This window comes from Carnobacterium jeotgali MS3 (genome assembly GCF_000745125.1).
Taxonomy (GTDB): domain Bacteria; phylum Bacillota; class Bacilli; order Lactobacillales; family Carnobacteriaceae; genus Carnobacterium_B; species Carnobacterium_B jeotgali.
Genome location: NZ_JQNF01000007.1, coordinates 62,929 through 77,771 on the forward strand (window position 1 = coordinate 62,929; position 14,843 = coordinate 77,771).

Consider the following 14,843-nt stretch of genomic DNA (forward strand, 5'->3'; position numbering starts at 1 on the left):
AATATTTATCCATTTGTCAGCTCGTGTAACTCATGAGGACTTAAATAGATTAACATATTTTATTACGCTTTGTCAACATTATTTTTACAATAATTTTTCGACAACTATTAGGTCTATCACTTATTTCTCTTAGCGACATCAATTACTATAACAAGTTTTTTACGACTGGTCAATAAAAAGATATTGTTTTTTTTACTTTTTTTTCAAAAGCGTATAATTTATCATTTTGTTGCATTTTAATCTGTATTACTTCTAAATGAAACAAACAAAATGAACGATCTATAAAAATACATTTTATATAATCGTTCGTTTTTCGAAAATTCAGTTTAAGTTATATTGATACAAATTAAAGTCACTTATTTGTTCTCCAGCGTTAAAATCTTCTTTACACTTGATGAATTCAAATTTCTCTTTAAGATATAACTGGTTTAAAAAAACATTACTGGCAATGCAATCTAACCGGATACCCTTTTTATGTTCGCTTTCAGCGTACTCTTTTGCTGCATTGATCATCAAATGTGAAATTCCTTTTCCAGCTTTATCTCTTTTTATATTTAAACGATGAAGATAGTAAAAGTCACCACTTGTATTTTCTCCCCATAAAGCAGTATCCCACTCACTTTGATTGTCCCATAATATAAACATCCCAGCTAATTCATTATTCAGTGTTCCATAGAATACTTCTCCTCTATCAATTGCACTTGCTGTATCATGATTATCTTTACCATCTAATATTCCATTCCATTGTAGCGAACCTTTAGCTTTTAACCATAGTGCCGTTTCTCTAAGTAATGCATCAATCATTTTAACATCTTTAGGTTTTGCTTGGTGAAGCGCAAAAATATCACTCATGTTTTACTCCTTTCTTCTATATAGATAGTTGAATACCATAATAGAAGACAATTTTTAGTTATTAGCATACTTTACTACAAAAGTTGTTTATCATTCAATACTAATTGACACCTAAAACCTGAAGTTTATTATGATTTAGTATAAATTGGCTAAAAAGATTATAAACTTTGTATTTCGGAATATTTAATCTTCATTAGAGATTTACTCTTTAGAAGCATCACTAATGTCAGGATTATCGATCCTTTTTTAGTTGTATTTTAACTGATTTTTGCTTTAACACTGTTATTTTAACTCCTACCTTGATTCTCTTTTAGAATTTTACTATTAGACTCCAATCTCTAACTGCTAATCCAGCGACAAAGATTTAACAATTAGCTTCTTATTATTTAAGCCTAACTATAAAAAAACATCCTAGACAAAAGTGTCTAAGATGTTTTTTTATAGTTGTTACTTTATTCTCGATTGATTATAGACGTGCGTTTAATTCTTTAGCTAATTCTTCAAATCCTGGTTTTCCTAGTAAAGCGAACATATTTTTCTTGTAAGCTTCAACACCTGGTTGGTCAAATGGGTTAACACCATTTAAGTAACCAGATACACCGATTGCGATTTCGAAGAAGTACATCATGTAACCTAATGTGTAAGCATCTTGTTGAGGAATTGTTACGATTAGGTTAGGTACATCTCCATCAGTATGAGCCAATAAAGTTCCTTGGAATGCTTTCGTATTTACGTAGTCGATACCTTTTCCTTCTAAATAACCTAAGCCATCTAGATCTTCTTCAGTAGAAGGAATAGCAATATCAAATTTTGGTTTATCTACTTTAATAACCGTTTCAAAGATGTTACGTTGTCCTTCTTGGATGTATTGTCCCATTGAGTGAAGGTCAGTTGAGAAGTTTACACTTGAAGGGTAGATCCCTTTTTGGTCTTTTCCTTCTGATTCTCCAGCTAATTGTTTCCACCATTCAGAGAAGTATTGCAATGACGGTTCGTAGTTTACTAAAATTTCCGTTGTTTTTCCTTTACGATAGAAAACATTACGTAATACTGCATATTGATAAGCAGCATTTTCTTCGATTTTATCACTTGAAAATGCAACTGATGCATCTGCTGCACCTTTCATCAATTGATCAATGTCTGCTCCACTTGCTGCAATCGGCAATAAACCTACTGCTGTCAATACAGAGAAACGTCCGCCAACATCATCAGGAATGATGAATGATTCATAGCCTTGTGCATTTGCTTCTTGTTTTAAAGCTCCGCGTTCTTTATCTGTAGTAGCATAAATACGTGATTTAGCTTCTTCCGCACCATATTTCTTTTCTAATAATTCTTTAAATACTCTAAACGCAATAGCCGGTTCAGTTGTTGTACCAGATTTAGAAATAATATTTACTGAGAAATCACGGTCTCCGATTGCTTCAATCAAATTATACAAATAACTTGAACTAATGCTATTTCCAGCAAAAAGAACTTGTGGAGCTTTACGAGTTTCTTTATCAAGTAAATTAACAAAAGAATGATTTAAGAAATCAATTGCAGCTTTTGAACCTAAATAAGATCCTCCAATTCCAATAACAACAAGAACTTCTGAATCGTTTTGGATTTTCTTAGCTGCTTCTTTGATACGAGCAAATTCTTCTTTATCATAATTTGTTGGTAAATCGATCCAACCTAGGTATTCATTACCTGCTCCAGTCCCTTTACGTAACATTTCATCAGCAGTTGTGACCTGTTGTTGTAAGTTCGTAATTTCATGTGGTTGTACAAATTTCTCAACATTTGAATAATCAAATTTAATATGACCCACGTAAACCCCTCCAATTAATTGTTTTAAAGAATAAAAAAGCTATCTTCATACTAGTTAACTTTAGTTGTTTTAATAGAAAAAAGCAAGCAAAAACGGCATTTCTTATTCAAGAAATGCCGTTAAAGAAAGATTTTATTTAAATTGTGGTACCCCTGAAATTTCCCATTTTTCTAACGTTTTTGTTAATTCATCAGAATGCAGCCAAGATAAAGAATTATCATTGTTTTCAGTTAGCAGTCTATGATCAACTTCAACATCTAGAAATTCAAAAACAAATAACGGGATCCGGTTATCACTCACTACTGCATTTGTCAGTTCATATAGTTTTAAATCAGATGCTTCGATTGGTAAGATTGTTTTTAATTTATCTATTATACTTGCTAAACCTGTTTTAGTGTCATTGATTTCAGTGGTAGTGAAAAAATCCATTTCAGTTTCTTTTTTTACCAAAAAAACATATTTTCCCTCTGGTCCTTTTGCCATTATCGTCCCAGCTACCAATCTTTTTTCTGTCATTAGTTTACACCTCTGGTATAGTTTTAAGCGCATTTGTTTTGTGTATAGTAGGTTAATTTTCTTTTTTAAAACATCATTCTATTTTTTTCATCTTCTTTTGCTTCTTCGATCCATTTGGGGATTGCCTCTTTTATTGTACTAAAGCCTAACTTTCCGACTTTTTCATGATGCTGTCGTCTCTTCTTAGGGTGATATTGAAATGTTGCACTTTCTTCTAATGCTCTTAGTGATAAGCTGATTTTTTTTGTGTATTCATCAATATCTAGTACCATCACTTCAATTTCATTTCCCACTGCTAGTACTTCACTTAAGTCTTTAACAAAACCATGCTTGCATTCTGAGATATGGATAAGCCCTTGTGTTTCTTCATCAAGAGAAACAAAAGCACCATAAGGTTGAATTCCAGTAATTTTGCCTTTAATGACCATGCCAATTTTATAATTCATACTATCTCCTCGCTTACCCATTTCTTAAGTATTTTTGTGTTAGTTTTATTTTAGCACAAATAACAATGAAACATATTCGGAATACGTTTTCATTTTAACGTTACTTCAATTTTTTTATCATCATTAGCGAGAATTAGATATCTATACTGTTTACTAGTATAATTAATGAAACGATTATGACTATCTTTTGACTGGAGGAATTGGTATATGAACCTAAATTTTGATGAACTCATTGATCGAAATGGACAAAATAGCATTAAATGGGGTTATTCAAAAAAATTATTTGGTGAAGGCGATATTCTACCTATGTGGGTAGCTGATATGGACTTTGCCAACGCACCGATAATTTTAGATGTGCTAAAAAAATTAGTGGACCACCGTATTTTAGGTTACGCTTATCCTCCTGACTCACTTTACCAGGCCATTATAGACTGGCAAAAAGATCGCCATCATTTGCAATTAACCGCTCATGATATTTTATTTTCCCCTGGAGTTGTTCCAAGTATCGCTTTATTGATCCAAACGTTCACAAAAGAACAAGATGCAGTGCTTATTCATGACCCCGTCTACACACCTTTCGAGCAAATGGTAACCCTAAATAACCGACGAGTAATTCGGTCTCCTTTAACTATTGAAGAGGGTTTATTTAAAATGGATTTTACCATTATGGAACAGCAATTCAAACAAGAAAGAGTAAAATTAGTTCTATTAAGTAACCCGCAAAATCCTGGCGGGCGCGTTTGGACAAAGCAAGAACTCAGCCAGTTAGCCAATCTTTGCCAAAAATATCAGGTCCTTTTATGTAGCGATGAAATACATGGCGATTTAGTCTATCAGCCTGAAGACTTTGTTTCCGTTGCGAGCATCAATGAACAGTACAAAGAATTCGTCATCACTCTCACTGCAGCTACCAAAACATTTAATTTAGCAGGCATTAAAAACTCTATGATTTTCGTACAGAACGAAACTTTGCGAAATGCATTGATACAAGCACAAGCAAAGACCGAACAAAACAGCATCAATACATTTGGCTATGCTGCTACGGAAGCTGCTTTTGCGTCAGGCGGACCTTGGTTAGAAGAACTTTTAGCTTATTTAAACGTTAATTTAGAAACCATTTGTGCTTTTTTTGATACTGAATTGCCTGATGTTCCTTATATGAAACCACAAGGAACTTATCTGTTCTGGTTCGATTGCTCGTCTCTAGACCTTCCTGTTGATCAACTGACCAATCATTTTGCACAAGTTGGTAAAATCGGTTTAAATGCCGGTTCTGATTATGGTCCTGCCGGAAATCAGTTTATGCGTTTAAATTTCGCTGCTCCTCATGCAATGGTTATAGAAAGTTTAAAACGCATAAAATATGCTTTTGACAATCCGGTTGGCTAATTACCCAATAAAAAAATGATGACTGAGAGAACTCAATCATCATTTTTTATTAATAAGCTAACGACATTTGTTCTAGCTTATTCTTTTTTATTAACCTAAGACGATACTTTCAATAACAATATCGTTTACAGGTTTGTCTTGAGGTCCGCGTTTAACATTTTGGATGCTTTCTACAACGTCCATTCCTTCAATCACATGACCAAATACAGTATGACGGTTGTCTAACCAAGGTGTTCCACCGTTTGTTTTGTATGCTTCAACAACTTCAGAAGCATATCCAGCAGCTTCAAGTTGACTGATCATATTTGCCGGTGTTTGAGAAGCTGATACGATAAAGAATTGGCTTCCATTTGTATTTGGACCAGCATTAGCCATTGAAAGAGCACCTTTAAGGTTAAATGCTTTATCTGAGAATTCATCTTCAAAAGAATTTCCCCAAATACTTTCTCCGCCCATACCTGTTCCGGTTGGGTCTCCACCTTGAATCATGAAATCAGGAATAACACGGTGGAAAATGATGCCATTGTAGTAGCCGCTTTCTGCTAACTTAACAAAGTTTTCTACAGTTTTAGGTGCCACTTCAGGGAACAATTTAATTTTTAAATCTCCCATAGTCGTTTTAATGGTAGCAACCGTTTCGTTGCTTGCTACTTCGTTAGATAATTGTGGAAATTCAGACATTTTATCGTCCTCCTATTTTATATTTACTTCTCTATCATACCGAATTCTTACTTGTATTGCTATTTTTTTTAGTCGTTTTTATCAAGGGAATTAAAAAACAATGGCTTAGCTCTTCTTTTTTAACTTTTCCAAACACTTTTTTATCAAAGAAAAGTTCGTTTCATGGTATGATAGAAAAAGAATAGTATTTTTTTAAAAGGATGGTACACGATGCTTATTTTAACAAACTTTCCGCTTATAGCGGCTTTTACAGCTATTATATTTGCACAATTCATTAAAATCCCAGTAGCCTTTCTACTCCAAAGAAAAACAACTTGGGCATTGGCTACTTCAACGGGTGGAATGCCTAGCTCACATTCGGCTGCTGTATCTGCCCTTATTACTGCTTTAGCTTTACAATATGGTGTTGCTTCTCCTTTTGTAGCTATCGCAAGTACTTTTGGCGTTATCGTTATGTTTGATTCTATGGGTGTACGCAGACAAAGTGGCGAACAAGGTATTTTATTGAATCAATTAATCATTGATTTTCAGCTATTACGTAAAAAAGTGGTCAAGCTTTCTCATGAATCCGCAGCTCTTGTTGACGGACAAAAAGAACGGCATTTAAAAGAATACCTTGGTCATAAGCCCATTGAAGTTTTTTTTGGTATTCTTACGGGTATTCTAATCGCTTTTGTAACAAAAGCTGTATTGACTCACTTTTCACTGCTTTAATTTTCAATGCCGCGTTTATTAGTCCTTTTAGCTGTCTTGAAAGAGACTAGCATTTAAAGGACTATTTTTATTTGCATCTAAAGTTAGGTGTTTCCAAGGTGAACGACGGCAAATTATTTCAAATGAAAAATTTTGTATCATGGGAGGAATTGAATTTTGACTACTAAAGACATTTTTGACATTACGATTATCGGTGGAGGTCCTGTTGGCATGTTTGCTGCTTTTTATGGCGGTATGCGAAATGCAAAAGTTAAAATAATTGAAAGCTTGCCTCAATTAGGCGGTCAATTAAGCATGTTATACCCTGAAAAAGATATTTATGATATAGCGGCGCTTCCTGTCGTTAAAGGACAAGAATTGATTGATAACCTTTCCGTTCAAATCTCACGTTTTGATCCGACGATTTGTTTGGAAGAAGAAGTGATTAATGTCGTTAAAAATGATAGTGGCATCTTTGAACTGACAACTACAAAAGCCGTCCATTATTCAAAAGCGATTATCATAACAGCTGGAAATGGCGCTTTCCAACCACGCAGATTAGAGTTAGAGCATGCGGATGACTATGAAGGAAAAACACTGCATTACTATGTTAATAACATTGAACAATTCAAAAATCGAACTGTTGCCATTTGCGGCGGTGGTGATTCTGCCGTAGACTGGGCGTTAGCTCTTGAACCCATTGCTAAGAAAGTGTACCTCATTCATAGAAGAAATAAATTCAGAGCATTGGAGCACAGTGTTTCTTTGCTAAATCAATCGAGTGTTGAAGTTATCACTCCTTATATTCCAGTTGCTCTCAAAGGAAACCACCCTCATATTAAATCTATCCAATTAAAAGAAGTCAGAGGAGAAAGTGAAAAAGAACTTGAAATTGACAATTTTTTAATTAACTACGGGTTTACCTCTTCCATTGGACCAATGAAAAATTGGGGGTTTGAGGTTAAACGAAATGAAATTCCCGTAAATACTAAAATGGAAACGACTGTTCCTGGTATTTATGCGGCCGGTGATATCTGTACTTATGAAGGGAAAATCAAATTGATTGCTACCGGATTTGGAGAAGCGCCGACTGCAATCAATAATGCTATGAGTTACATTAATCCAGATGAACGAGTACAACCTATGCACAGTACAAGTCTTTTTTAATTCAGTTTGGCCAGACGTAACGGTTTACGTGTTAATGGTTATTAGAAGTCATTTAATCTACTTTCTAGTATAATGAAGCTATACTTAAAACGGAGGGATACAAATGGTAAAAGATACCAATGAATTACATCAAAAATCATTAGAATTATTAGAACAACGTGGCGTGCAGTTAGAAGATATTGCCGAACTAGTCATGTTTTTACAACAATCGTATATTGATGACTTAACACTTGAATTGTGTTTGGAAAACGTAAAAGCTGTAATTAGAAAAAGAGAAGTGCAAAATACCATTCTTACAGGTATTCAATTGGATATCTTGGCAGAAAACAAACAATTAATGAACCCTTTGCTTGATATTATTGTTGATGATGAGGGTCTTTATGGAATTGATGAAATCATGGCTCTTTCTATTGTGAATGTCTATGGTTCAATTGGTTTTACAAACTACGGATATATTGACAAAATCAAGCCAGGTATTTTAGGCAAATTAAATAGTCATGACGATGATGAAGTACACACTTTCTTAGATGATATCGTTGGCGCTATCGCTGCTGCCGCTGCTAGTCGACTAGCACACGCTCATCCATCAAAAAGTGACATTACCAAATAATTTTATGGTTATCAAAAAAGAACGCACTGACATTTTTTTGTCAGTGCGTTCTTTTTAATTAAAAGCCTTTTTTTTAGTGTAAAAGTAGCCAAATACGATTTGAATTTCAATCAATACAAACGCTAGAATAAAACAATGCATAAAGAACGTTTCTGGCAATGCTAAAATAATGGGATCCGTAGACGGATTGAATAGCCAAGCATCATTATTAAAAAACAATTTATGAAAGGCCACAAATAATTGATCAAAACTAACAGCGATCATAAACAATACAACAAACGGAACCCCAATCCCTACTTGGAATGGGCGGACCAATTTCCAAAAAAGTTGATTTTTCTTGATGTAACGAATATAGAAAAATGATCCAATAGCAGTAACAAATGCTATGACATAGTCCAGAGTAAACAAACGTCTAACTTCGTAAAAGTGAAACAAGCCGCTTTCAGAACTCGGGAAGTTTGGAAAATTCAATTCAGCTACCCATGGAAAATTAAGGTAGTTTAGTAACACACGATAATTCTCCATCAATGTAGCTTTAGACAACCCTACATTCTCAGAAATTCCTAAGTAATCAATATCGAAACTATATAAGGGAGTTAAGTTGATTGTCAGTGCAATCGAAAACGATAAAATAAACAAAAACAGGCAACTCAAGCCTATAAAATGGAGCACTTTTTCTTTCACTAGAACACCCACTCATCCAAAGAGTTCAATAGATAAGTTGGTTGTTCTTCTACAAGTTCTAAATCTTTAAGAGATGTAAAACCGGTCAATACTAACAGCGTATCCACATCATTGTTAATTCCTGCTAAAATGTCGGTTTCATAATTATCGCCTACCATAATGACCTCTTCTTTTGTTAAGCCAATCGTTTTAATCGCTTCTTCCATGATGATAGCTTCCGGTTTGCCGATAAAAGTAGGTTGAACTCTAGTAGCAGCTATCAATAATGCCACTAATGACCCTGCACCAGGAACCATTCCTTTATCACTCGGCAAATTGGTATCTTTATTGGTTGCAATAAAGCGAGCGCCTTTATGAATAGCCAAGGTAGCAGTTTCAAAGTCTTGATAGGTAACTTGTCGGTCGATTCCCACAACTACATAATCTGGATTCTCTTCATCTTCAATGAAACCTGCATTTCTCAAAGCATCTCTGATACCTGTTTCTCCTATAATATAGACCTTTTTCCCGCCACCTAATGAAGTCAGATAATCGGCTGTTGCAAGTGAACTAGTGTACACTTCTTTTTCAGACGTCTGAACACCAAAATTTTGAATCAAATTATCGGCTACTTCTTTTTGTGTTTTAGACGAATTATTGGTAACAAATAAATAGGGAATCTTATTTTCTTGCAGTCTTTTTATGAACCGTGAAGCTGCTGGAATCGGTTCTTTTCCTCGATACATTGTACCGTCTAAATCAATTAAATATCCTTTGTACTTCATTTACCTGACACAACCTTTATTCTCATTAGTTTATTTCGGAACTACTTTACGACGGATGCTGTATTGACGTTTCCCTTTAGCATCTTTTACAGTTTCTACTGTTTCTTTTGAAACTGTTTTTTCAATCGATTTTTCAATTGGTGAAATTTCTTTTTTAACAAACTCTTTTTTCGCTCTCATTCTATCCGATGATTTTTTCGTATTAAAAGTATTGGTTTGTTTTGGAACAGTATTTTTTGATTGATCTTTTTTGACTACTTTATCATTTGTAGGACTTTTACTTTTTTGTGTTCTGCGTCTTTTGGGTTTACTAGTTGCTGTGCGTTCTTTTTTTTCATCCATTCGTTGCAAAACAAAATAAGGACATCCAAAGTTACAGTACTCATATAAATAATCCTGTAAATTTGCAATGCGTTGATCTTGTGGCACTTTACGATTACGGTTATCGTAAAAACCTTTCAATCTCAGTTGTTCAAATCCCCAGTCCGCAACAATGTAATCATATTTATTTAAGATTTCACTGTAGCGTTCGCCCAGCCGCTCTGCATCGAATGCTTCTCGGTAGTCTTTGACAATTTCAAATTTCTTACCCTCAATAGTGATTGTCGTAGCATCAATTCGTTGAACAATGGGTTCTTCAATGGGTTTAATTAATTCATCTACTTCTTTGTCGATTTCATTTGCTGTCAAACCTTCTGTATCCCGCTTCTCTTCTGTTTCAGCCACAAACGGATGTGTTTCTTTCACTCGTTTTTTCGGTCTAGGTTTAGCCGGTCTTTTTTTTGCTTGGACCGCTTTTCTAGGCTGAGTTGTTTCTTCTTTTTGTTCTTTAGTAATTTCGTTCTCACTTGTCATTGCGTTCACCTGCTTTCTTTCTCTATTCATTCGGTTGATTTATCTGCTGGATAATGCTTTTTCAGATAGAGTTCTAAAACATTTCTAATAAAATATGGAAATAACACTTCATTTTTCCCTTTGATTTCAATAGTAGGAAAAAATGGAATAAACATAAAATGATCTACTGTAGCAAACGTATACTGCTTATCGGGTTCTATTGGTTTATCTAACCAACAGACTTCACCGGTCATTTTATCATAAGTTACTCCATTGTAACAGATTTCGCCAAAAATTTGACCTCTAAATCCAATTCCTTTGATTGGGAAATTTCTCAAAAACAAGCGATTTTTTTCCATTTCATAAATCATACGAATCAGATCTTCTCCATTTAAGGTACACCTCAAGATCCGCATCGGATGTGGCAAAATTTCGTGCAGTGCATCTTTCGTAACTGTACCTTCAATTAACGGCTGCATAAACAAACCTGCGTTTAAAATCGCTGCATCAGTATGCGCGTATTCTTTTAGAGCTTCTAATCCTAGCGTAACAAGTTCTGAACTGCCTTGCCAGCTCACAGAAAAAGTATCTGGAACAGTAGCGATAATCTGTTCCATTAACAATTGATGCCCTTTTTTCTCATAGCTTTCAATCACTAACCTTTCATTTTTAGGAGCTTGCATGGTTGCCGTTTCTTTAACTGTTGCCTTAGCTGTTTTAATTTTATTTCCGTCAATTTCTAATTCAATATGGCCAACATATTGCCCATACTTTCCAGCTGCAGCGAGCAGCGTATTTCTTATTATTTCTCCATTTGGTAATAAATGATGCGTATGCGATCCGATAATAATCGAAATCATCGGATACATCTCCGCTATGCGCTTATCTTCACCAATTCCTAGATGAGACAGTAATATAATGGAATCGACCAAAGGAGACAACAGTTCTAGCATATCTCCTATCACTTCATCTGGGTTTTTCACATTCCACCCAATCGGTTTATAACTAGTGGGAAAAGGAGCCGTCAATCCAAATAGACCGATTTTATGACCCGTTTTAGTTTGAACGATATGAAATAATTTTGCCCATTCTGGTGGGTACCCTGTCTTATCATCATATAAGTTTGAAATTACAACAGGGAAATTGGCTTCATCGTATAAATGGTTCAATTGTTTTTTTGAGCTTCCAATTCCTTCGTTGTTTCCAATCGTAACCGCATCATACTCTACTTCATTTAGTAAGAGGATGTTGGCTTTTCCATCAGTAGCTTCCGTAAAAGGATGGACTCGATCACAGGCGTCTCCAATATCAAATAAAAATACTGTTTCATTTTCTTGTTCCAATCGCTTAGACTCTTCACGCAAATAAGCAGAAATTCTCGGCCAATTTTCAAAGTGAGAATGAATATCGTTTGTATGATAAATGTGGACACGTTCCATTTGCTTCATCCTTTATTTCAGAAATTTAGACTACTTTTATTATACCAATCTTCAAAAAAAATATCTTGTGTATTGATGAAGAAACACTCACTGATTCAAATTAACTCCAAATAGTCACAGACAATTTCTTATTCAACTTGAAAAAAATCGAATTCATTTGCAAAGAACCTTCTTTAATGATAAAATTTTCGAGTTGCCACATGTTAAAAACTTTCGCATAAAAGATTGGCTATCTTCCTATCCGTTGATTTTATCAAGAAAGTAAAGTCATCTATCTTTACTTTTCCAAAGAAATTCTTCATAATTATGAAGACATCTATCATTCATTGCCATTTCCATAACCCTAGTGTCATTTGTTTCATTTTACAACTGGATATCTTTAGATATTGGCTAATTTATAGTGTGTTCATCCATTCTATCTAACTCAATTATCTAAAGAAAGAATACTGAATCTTTTCAAATAAGAACAGGTGCTTTACAAAAAATAGAATATTCTATCTACCTACTGTAAGTATTAGAAAATTCTTTATTTGTTCTAAGCTTTTTTTTATTGTTCAAAATTTTATTCCTATATAAAGAGCGTGTAAGAGGTCTACTCCTTTCATCGTTCTTAATCTACCAACTTAAACATAGAAAACAAGGAGTGTGTCTAAATGATTGAATTTAAAAATGTTGAAAAGTACTATGGTGAGTTTCATGCTTTAAAAAACATCAACCTTACCTTTGAACAAGGTAAAGTGGTGGTAGTAATCGGTCCTTCTGGTTCTGGTAAAAGTACCATGCTACGTTGTATCAATGGTTTAGAAGAAATCTCTGAAGGAGAACTATTGATCAAAGACCAAAATATTCATGATAAAAATACGAATATCAACGAAATTCGTAAAAACGTTGGAATGGTATTTCAACATTTTAATCTTTATCCGCATAAAACCGTTTTAGAAAATATTATGTTGGCACCGATGAAAGTATTGAAACAATCTAAAGAAGAAGCTCAGAAAAATGCTGAGAAATTTTTAGAAAAAGTGAACATGCTAGATAAGAAAGATGCTTTCCCTTCTAATTTATCAGGTGGACAACAGCAGCGTATCGCTATTGCTAGAGGCTTAGCTATGGATCCGAGCGTTTTACTGTTTGATGAGCCAACCAGTGCCCTAGATCCTGAAACAATTGAAGATGTACTAGATGTCATGAAAAAACTAGCTAAAGAAGGCATGACAATGATTGTTGTTACCCATGAAATGGGATTTGCACGTGAAGTTGCTGACCGGGTTATTTTTATGGCAGACGGAGAAGTCCTTGAAGACCGCGAAACCGTTTCGTTCTTTGAAAATCCCAAAGATGAACGAGCAAAACAATTCTTAAGCAAGATTATTAACCATTAATTTTATAGGAGGACTTTACAGATGAAAAAATCAAACAAGCCATCACTTTTTCTTCTCTTACTCCTACCGGTCTTTTTTCTTGCTGCCTGTGGTTCTCAAAGTGCAGCAACAGTAGACATAACCGAACGTATAGAAGAAAACCCGACCATTACGTGGGGTGTAAAAGTAGATACTAATCTTTTTGGTCTCTATGATATCAAATCTGGTGAGATTAGAGGTTTTGATATCGCTATAGCGAAAGCTATCACTGAAGAAATAACTGGAGACGAAGCTAACGCAGAATTCGTTGAAGTAACGTCGAAAACTCGGATTCCATTATTAAAAAACGGAAATATTGACGCTATTATTGCGACTATGACAATTACTGAAGAAAGAAAAGAACAAGTCAACTTTTCTGATATCTATTTTGATGCAGGGCAAGCTTTATTGGTCCCAAATGATAGTTCTATTCAGAGTCTAGAGGATTTATCGGCTGATACGACAGTTCTAGCGGTTAAAGGCTCCACTTCTGCACAAAATATTCGCGAGTTGTCCCCTGATACAAATGTACTGGAATTAGAGAATTATTCTGAAGCATTTACTGCCTTACAATCAGGTCAAGGTGATGCCGTTACGACTGATAATGCCATTTTATTAGGAATTATTGCAGATAACCCAGGCTACCGATTAGCCGGTGGAAATTTCACTCAAGAACCTTATGGTATTGCTATTAATAAAGGTCAAGATGACTTTCTAATCAAAGTTAACGAAGCTTTAAATAAACTCAAATCCAATGGCGTATACGACGAAATCTACGCTAAGTGGATTCCTGAAATGGAGTAAGAGCAAGACTATTACAACTTCACCTATAAGCAGTCAAGTTTACTGCTAAGAAATAAAGAAGCGAGGTGCACCTATGCTAACGATTTTAACAACCTATCCTGACGTATTAATTGATGGATTTATAAATACACTGTTTTCAAGTGTTATTGCCTTATTTTTCAGTTTAATCATTGGTACTTTGATGGCCATTTTACAGTTAGCTAAAAACAAATGGATTAGCGGTTTGGCAAATGCTTATGTCGAGTTCTTCAAAAATATTCCGCTTTTAATCATTGTAATGTTCTTTTACGTAGTCGTTCCGTTATACTGGTTCTCTATTAATGGCTTTACAGCTGGTACAATCGGATTAACCATTTACACTTCTGCTTTTATTGCAGAAACGGTTCGTGCTGGAATTATGGGCGTGCCTAAAGGACAAACAGAAGCTGGACTTTCAACTGGTCTAACACAAAATGAAACCATGCGTTATATTGTATTGCCTCAAGCCTTTAAAATTGTGATTCCACCGCTTGGAAACCAATTTATCAATTTAGTTAAAAACTCTTCCGTTCTAGCAATGGTTACCGGGCTTGATTTAATGTACCAAGGCGATTTAATTGCCAGTGAGACGTTTAATACATTTGATACGTATATCTTAATCGGGTTAATTTACCTCATCATTACATTACCTTTGACTTACTTGATGAGTTATATTGAACGCCGCTTAAATGTAACATCTTAAAAGGAGGAGAAATTATTTGACTATTATAGA

16 protein-coding genes are annotated in these 14,843 nt (G+C 34.6%); 7 read left to right on the plus strand and 9 right to left on the minus strand.

The genetic code is table 11. The features are described 5' to 3' along the window. Positions 1–321: 321 nt before the first annotated feature. From BP18_RS06400 to yugI, 4 genes are all read right to left on the minus strand, one after another. Positions 322–852 carry a GNAT family N-acetyltransferase gene (locus BP18_RS06400; RefSeq protein WP_007725860.1) on the minus strand — a complete coding sequence of 177 codons (531 nt, stop codon included), beginning with the start codon at positions 850–852 and terminating at the stop codon, positions 322–324. Positions 853–1,318: 466 nt separating this feature from the next. After that, positions 1,319–2,665 (minus strand): glucose-6-phosphate isomerase, encoded by a 1,347-nt coding sequence (locus BP18_RS06405; RefSeq protein ID WP_029278146.1) that lies wholly within the window; start codon positions 2,663–2,665, stop codon positions 1,319–1,321. 132 nt (positions 2,666–2,797) lie between these two features. Then, positions 2,798–3,181, minus strand: a complete 384-nt coding sequence (locus BP18_RS06410; RefSeq protein ID WP_035050501.1) for a hypothetical protein — start codon at positions 3,179–3,181, stop codon at positions 2,798–2,800. Positions 3,182–3,246: 65 nt separating this feature from the next. Further along, on the minus strand, positions 3,247–3,627 hold the full coding sequence (gene yugI, locus BP18_RS06415) for a S1 domain-containing post-transcriptional regulator GSP13 (protein ID WP_029277691.1): 381 nt from the start codon (positions 3,625–3,627) through the stop codon (positions 3,247–3,249). Positions 3,628–3,834: 207 nt separating this feature from the next. On the opposite strand from yugI, the gene BP18_RS06420 reads away from it, so the two are divergent. Next, positions 3,835–5,016 (plus strand): MalY/PatB family protein, encoded by a 1,182-nt coding sequence (locus BP18_RS06420; RefSeq protein ID WP_007725867.1) that lies wholly within the window; start codon positions 3,835–3,837, stop codon positions 5,014–5,016. Between the two features lie 90 nt (positions 5,017–5,106). Here the strand turns inward: BP18_RS06420 and BP18_RS06425 are convergent, their stop codons facing one another. Next, entirely contained in the window at positions 5,107–5,697 is a 591-nt protein-coding gene (locus BP18_RS06425; protein WP_029277689.1) for a peptidylprolyl isomerase, read from the minus strand. Between the two features lie 210 nt (positions 5,698–5,907). Between BP18_RS06425 and BP18_RS06430 the strand changes: the two genes are divergently transcribed. The 3 genes from BP18_RS06430 to BP18_RS06440 all read left to right on the plus strand — a co-directional run bounded on the left by BP18_RS06430 (position 5,908) and on the right by BP18_RS06440 (position 8,167). Further along, positions 5,908–6,411: a divergent PAP2 family protein gene (locus BP18_RS06430; protein WP_007721246.1), complete on the plus strand. Its 504-nt coding sequence runs from the start codon at positions 5,908–5,910 to the stop codon at positions 6,409–6,411. A gap of 156 nt (positions 6,412–6,567) precedes the next feature. Next, on the plus strand, positions 6,568–7,557 hold the full coding sequence (locus BP18_RS06435) for an NAD(P)/FAD-dependent oxidoreductase (protein WP_407921355.1): 990 nt from the start codon (positions 6,568–6,570) through the stop codon (positions 7,555–7,557). A gap of 103 nt (positions 7,558–7,660) precedes the next feature. Then, positions 7,661–8,167, plus strand: a complete 507-nt coding sequence (locus BP18_RS06440; protein WP_007721250.1) for a phosphatidylglycerophosphatase A family protein — start codon at positions 7,661–7,663, stop codon at positions 8,165–8,167. A gap of 54 nt (positions 8,168–8,221) precedes the next feature. On the opposite strand, the gene BP18_RS06445 is transcribed toward BP18_RS06440, so the two are convergent. Genes BP18_RS06445 through BP18_RS06460 form a run of 4 tightly spaced genes read right to left on the minus strand, consistent with a single transcriptional unit; the run spans position 8,222 to position 11,888 of the window. Continuing rightward, the gene (locus tag BP18_RS06445; protein WP_051669244.1) at positions 8,222–8,806 is read right to left on the minus strand and encodes a TIGR01906 family membrane protein; all 585 of its coding nucleotides are present in this window, start codon (positions 8,804–8,806) and stop codon (positions 8,222–8,224) included. Positions 8,807–8,850: 44 nt separating this feature from the next. Continuing rightward, positions 8,851–9,615 (minus strand): TIGR01457 family HAD-type hydrolase, encoded by a 765-nt coding sequence (locus tag BP18_RS06450; RefSeq protein WP_007721254.1) that lies wholly within the window; start codon positions 9,613–9,615, stop codon positions 8,851–8,853. Positions 9,616–9,645: 30 nt separating this feature from the next. After that, positions 9,646–10,470: a YutD family protein gene (locus BP18_RS06455; protein ID WP_029277684.1), complete on the minus strand. Its 825-nt coding sequence runs from the start codon at positions 10,468–10,470 to the stop codon at positions 9,646–9,648. Positions 10,471–10,496: 26 nt separating this feature from the next. After that, positions 10,497–11,888 (minus strand): bifunctional metallophosphatase/5'-nucleotidase, encoded by a 1,392-nt coding sequence (locus BP18_RS06460; RefSeq protein WP_029277682.1) that lies wholly within the window; start codon positions 11,886–11,888, stop codon positions 10,497–10,499. 653 nt (positions 11,889–12,541) lie between these two features. Here BP18_RS06460 and BP18_RS06465 point away from each other — a divergent pair. The 3 genes from BP18_RS06465 (at position 12,542) to BP18_RS06475 (ending at position 14,813) form a co-directional block, all read left to right on the plus strand. After that, entirely contained in the window at positions 12,542–13,270 is a 729-nt protein-coding gene (locus tag BP18_RS06465; protein WP_007721260.1) for an amino acid ABC transporter ATP-binding protein, read from the plus strand. 21 nt (positions 13,271–13,291) lie between these two features. After that, entirely contained in the window at positions 13,292–14,092 is an 801-nt protein-coding gene (locus BP18_RS06470; protein WP_029277680.1) for a transporter substrate-binding domain-containing protein, read from the plus strand. A gap of 73 nt (positions 14,093–14,165) precedes the next feature. Next, positions 14,166–14,813 (plus strand): amino acid ABC transporter permease, encoded by a 648-nt coding sequence (locus BP18_RS06475; protein ID WP_029277678.1) that lies wholly within the window; start codon positions 14,166–14,168, stop codon positions 14,811–14,813. The last annotated feature ends 30 nt before the right edge of the window (positions 14,814–14,843 follow it).

Bases quoted from the DNA above. Each gene is read 5' to 3' on its own strand.
- BP18_RS06400 (WP_007725860.1), bottom strand. From the start codon at position 852: ATGAGTGATATTTTTGCGCTTCACCAAGCAAAACCTAAAGATGTTAAA.
- BP18_RS06410 (WP_035050501.1), bottom strand. From the start codon at position 3,181: ATGACAGAAAAAAGATTGGTAGCTGGGACGATAATGGCAAAAGGACCA.
- yugI (WP_029277691.1), bottom strand. From the start codon at position 3,627: ATGAATTATAAAATTGGCATGGTCATTAAAGGCAAAATTACTGGAATT.
- BP18_RS06420 (WP_007725867.1), top strand. From the start codon at position 3,835: ATGAACCTAAATTTTGATGAACTCATTGATCGAAATGGACAAAATAGC.
- BP18_RS06425 (WP_029277689.1), bottom strand. From the start codon at position 5,697: ATGTCTGAATTTCCACAATTATCTAACGAAGTAGCAAGCAACGAAACG.
- BP18_RS06430 (WP_007721246.1), top strand. From the start codon at position 5,908: ATGCTTATTTTAACAAACTTTCCGCTTATAGCGGCTTTTACAGCTATT.
- BP18_RS06440 (WP_007721250.1), top strand. From the start codon at position 7,661: ATGGTAAAAGATACCAATGAATTACATCAAAAATCATTAGAATTATTA.
- BP18_RS06450 (WP_007721254.1), bottom strand. From the start codon at position 9,615: ATGAAGTACAAAGGATATTTAATTGATTTAGACGGTACAATGTATCGA.
- BP18_RS06455 (WP_029277684.1), bottom strand. From the start codon at position 10,470: ATGACAAGTGAGAACGAAATTACTAAAGAACAAAAAGAAGAAACAACT.
- BP18_RS06460 (WP_029277682.1), bottom strand. From the start codon at position 11,888: ATGGAACGTGTCCACATTTATCATACAAACGATATTCATTCTCACTTT.
- BP18_RS06465 (WP_007721260.1), top strand. From the start codon at position 12,542: ATGATTGAATTTAAAAATGTTGAAAAGTACTATGGTGAGTTTCATGCT.
- BP18_RS06470 (WP_029277680.1), top strand. From the start codon at position 13,292: ATGAAAAAATCAAACAAGCCATCACTTTTTCTTCTCTTACTCCTACCG.
- BP18_RS06475 (WP_029277678.1), top strand. From the start codon at position 14,166: ATGCTAACGATTTTAACAACCTATCCTGACGTATTAATTGATGGATTT.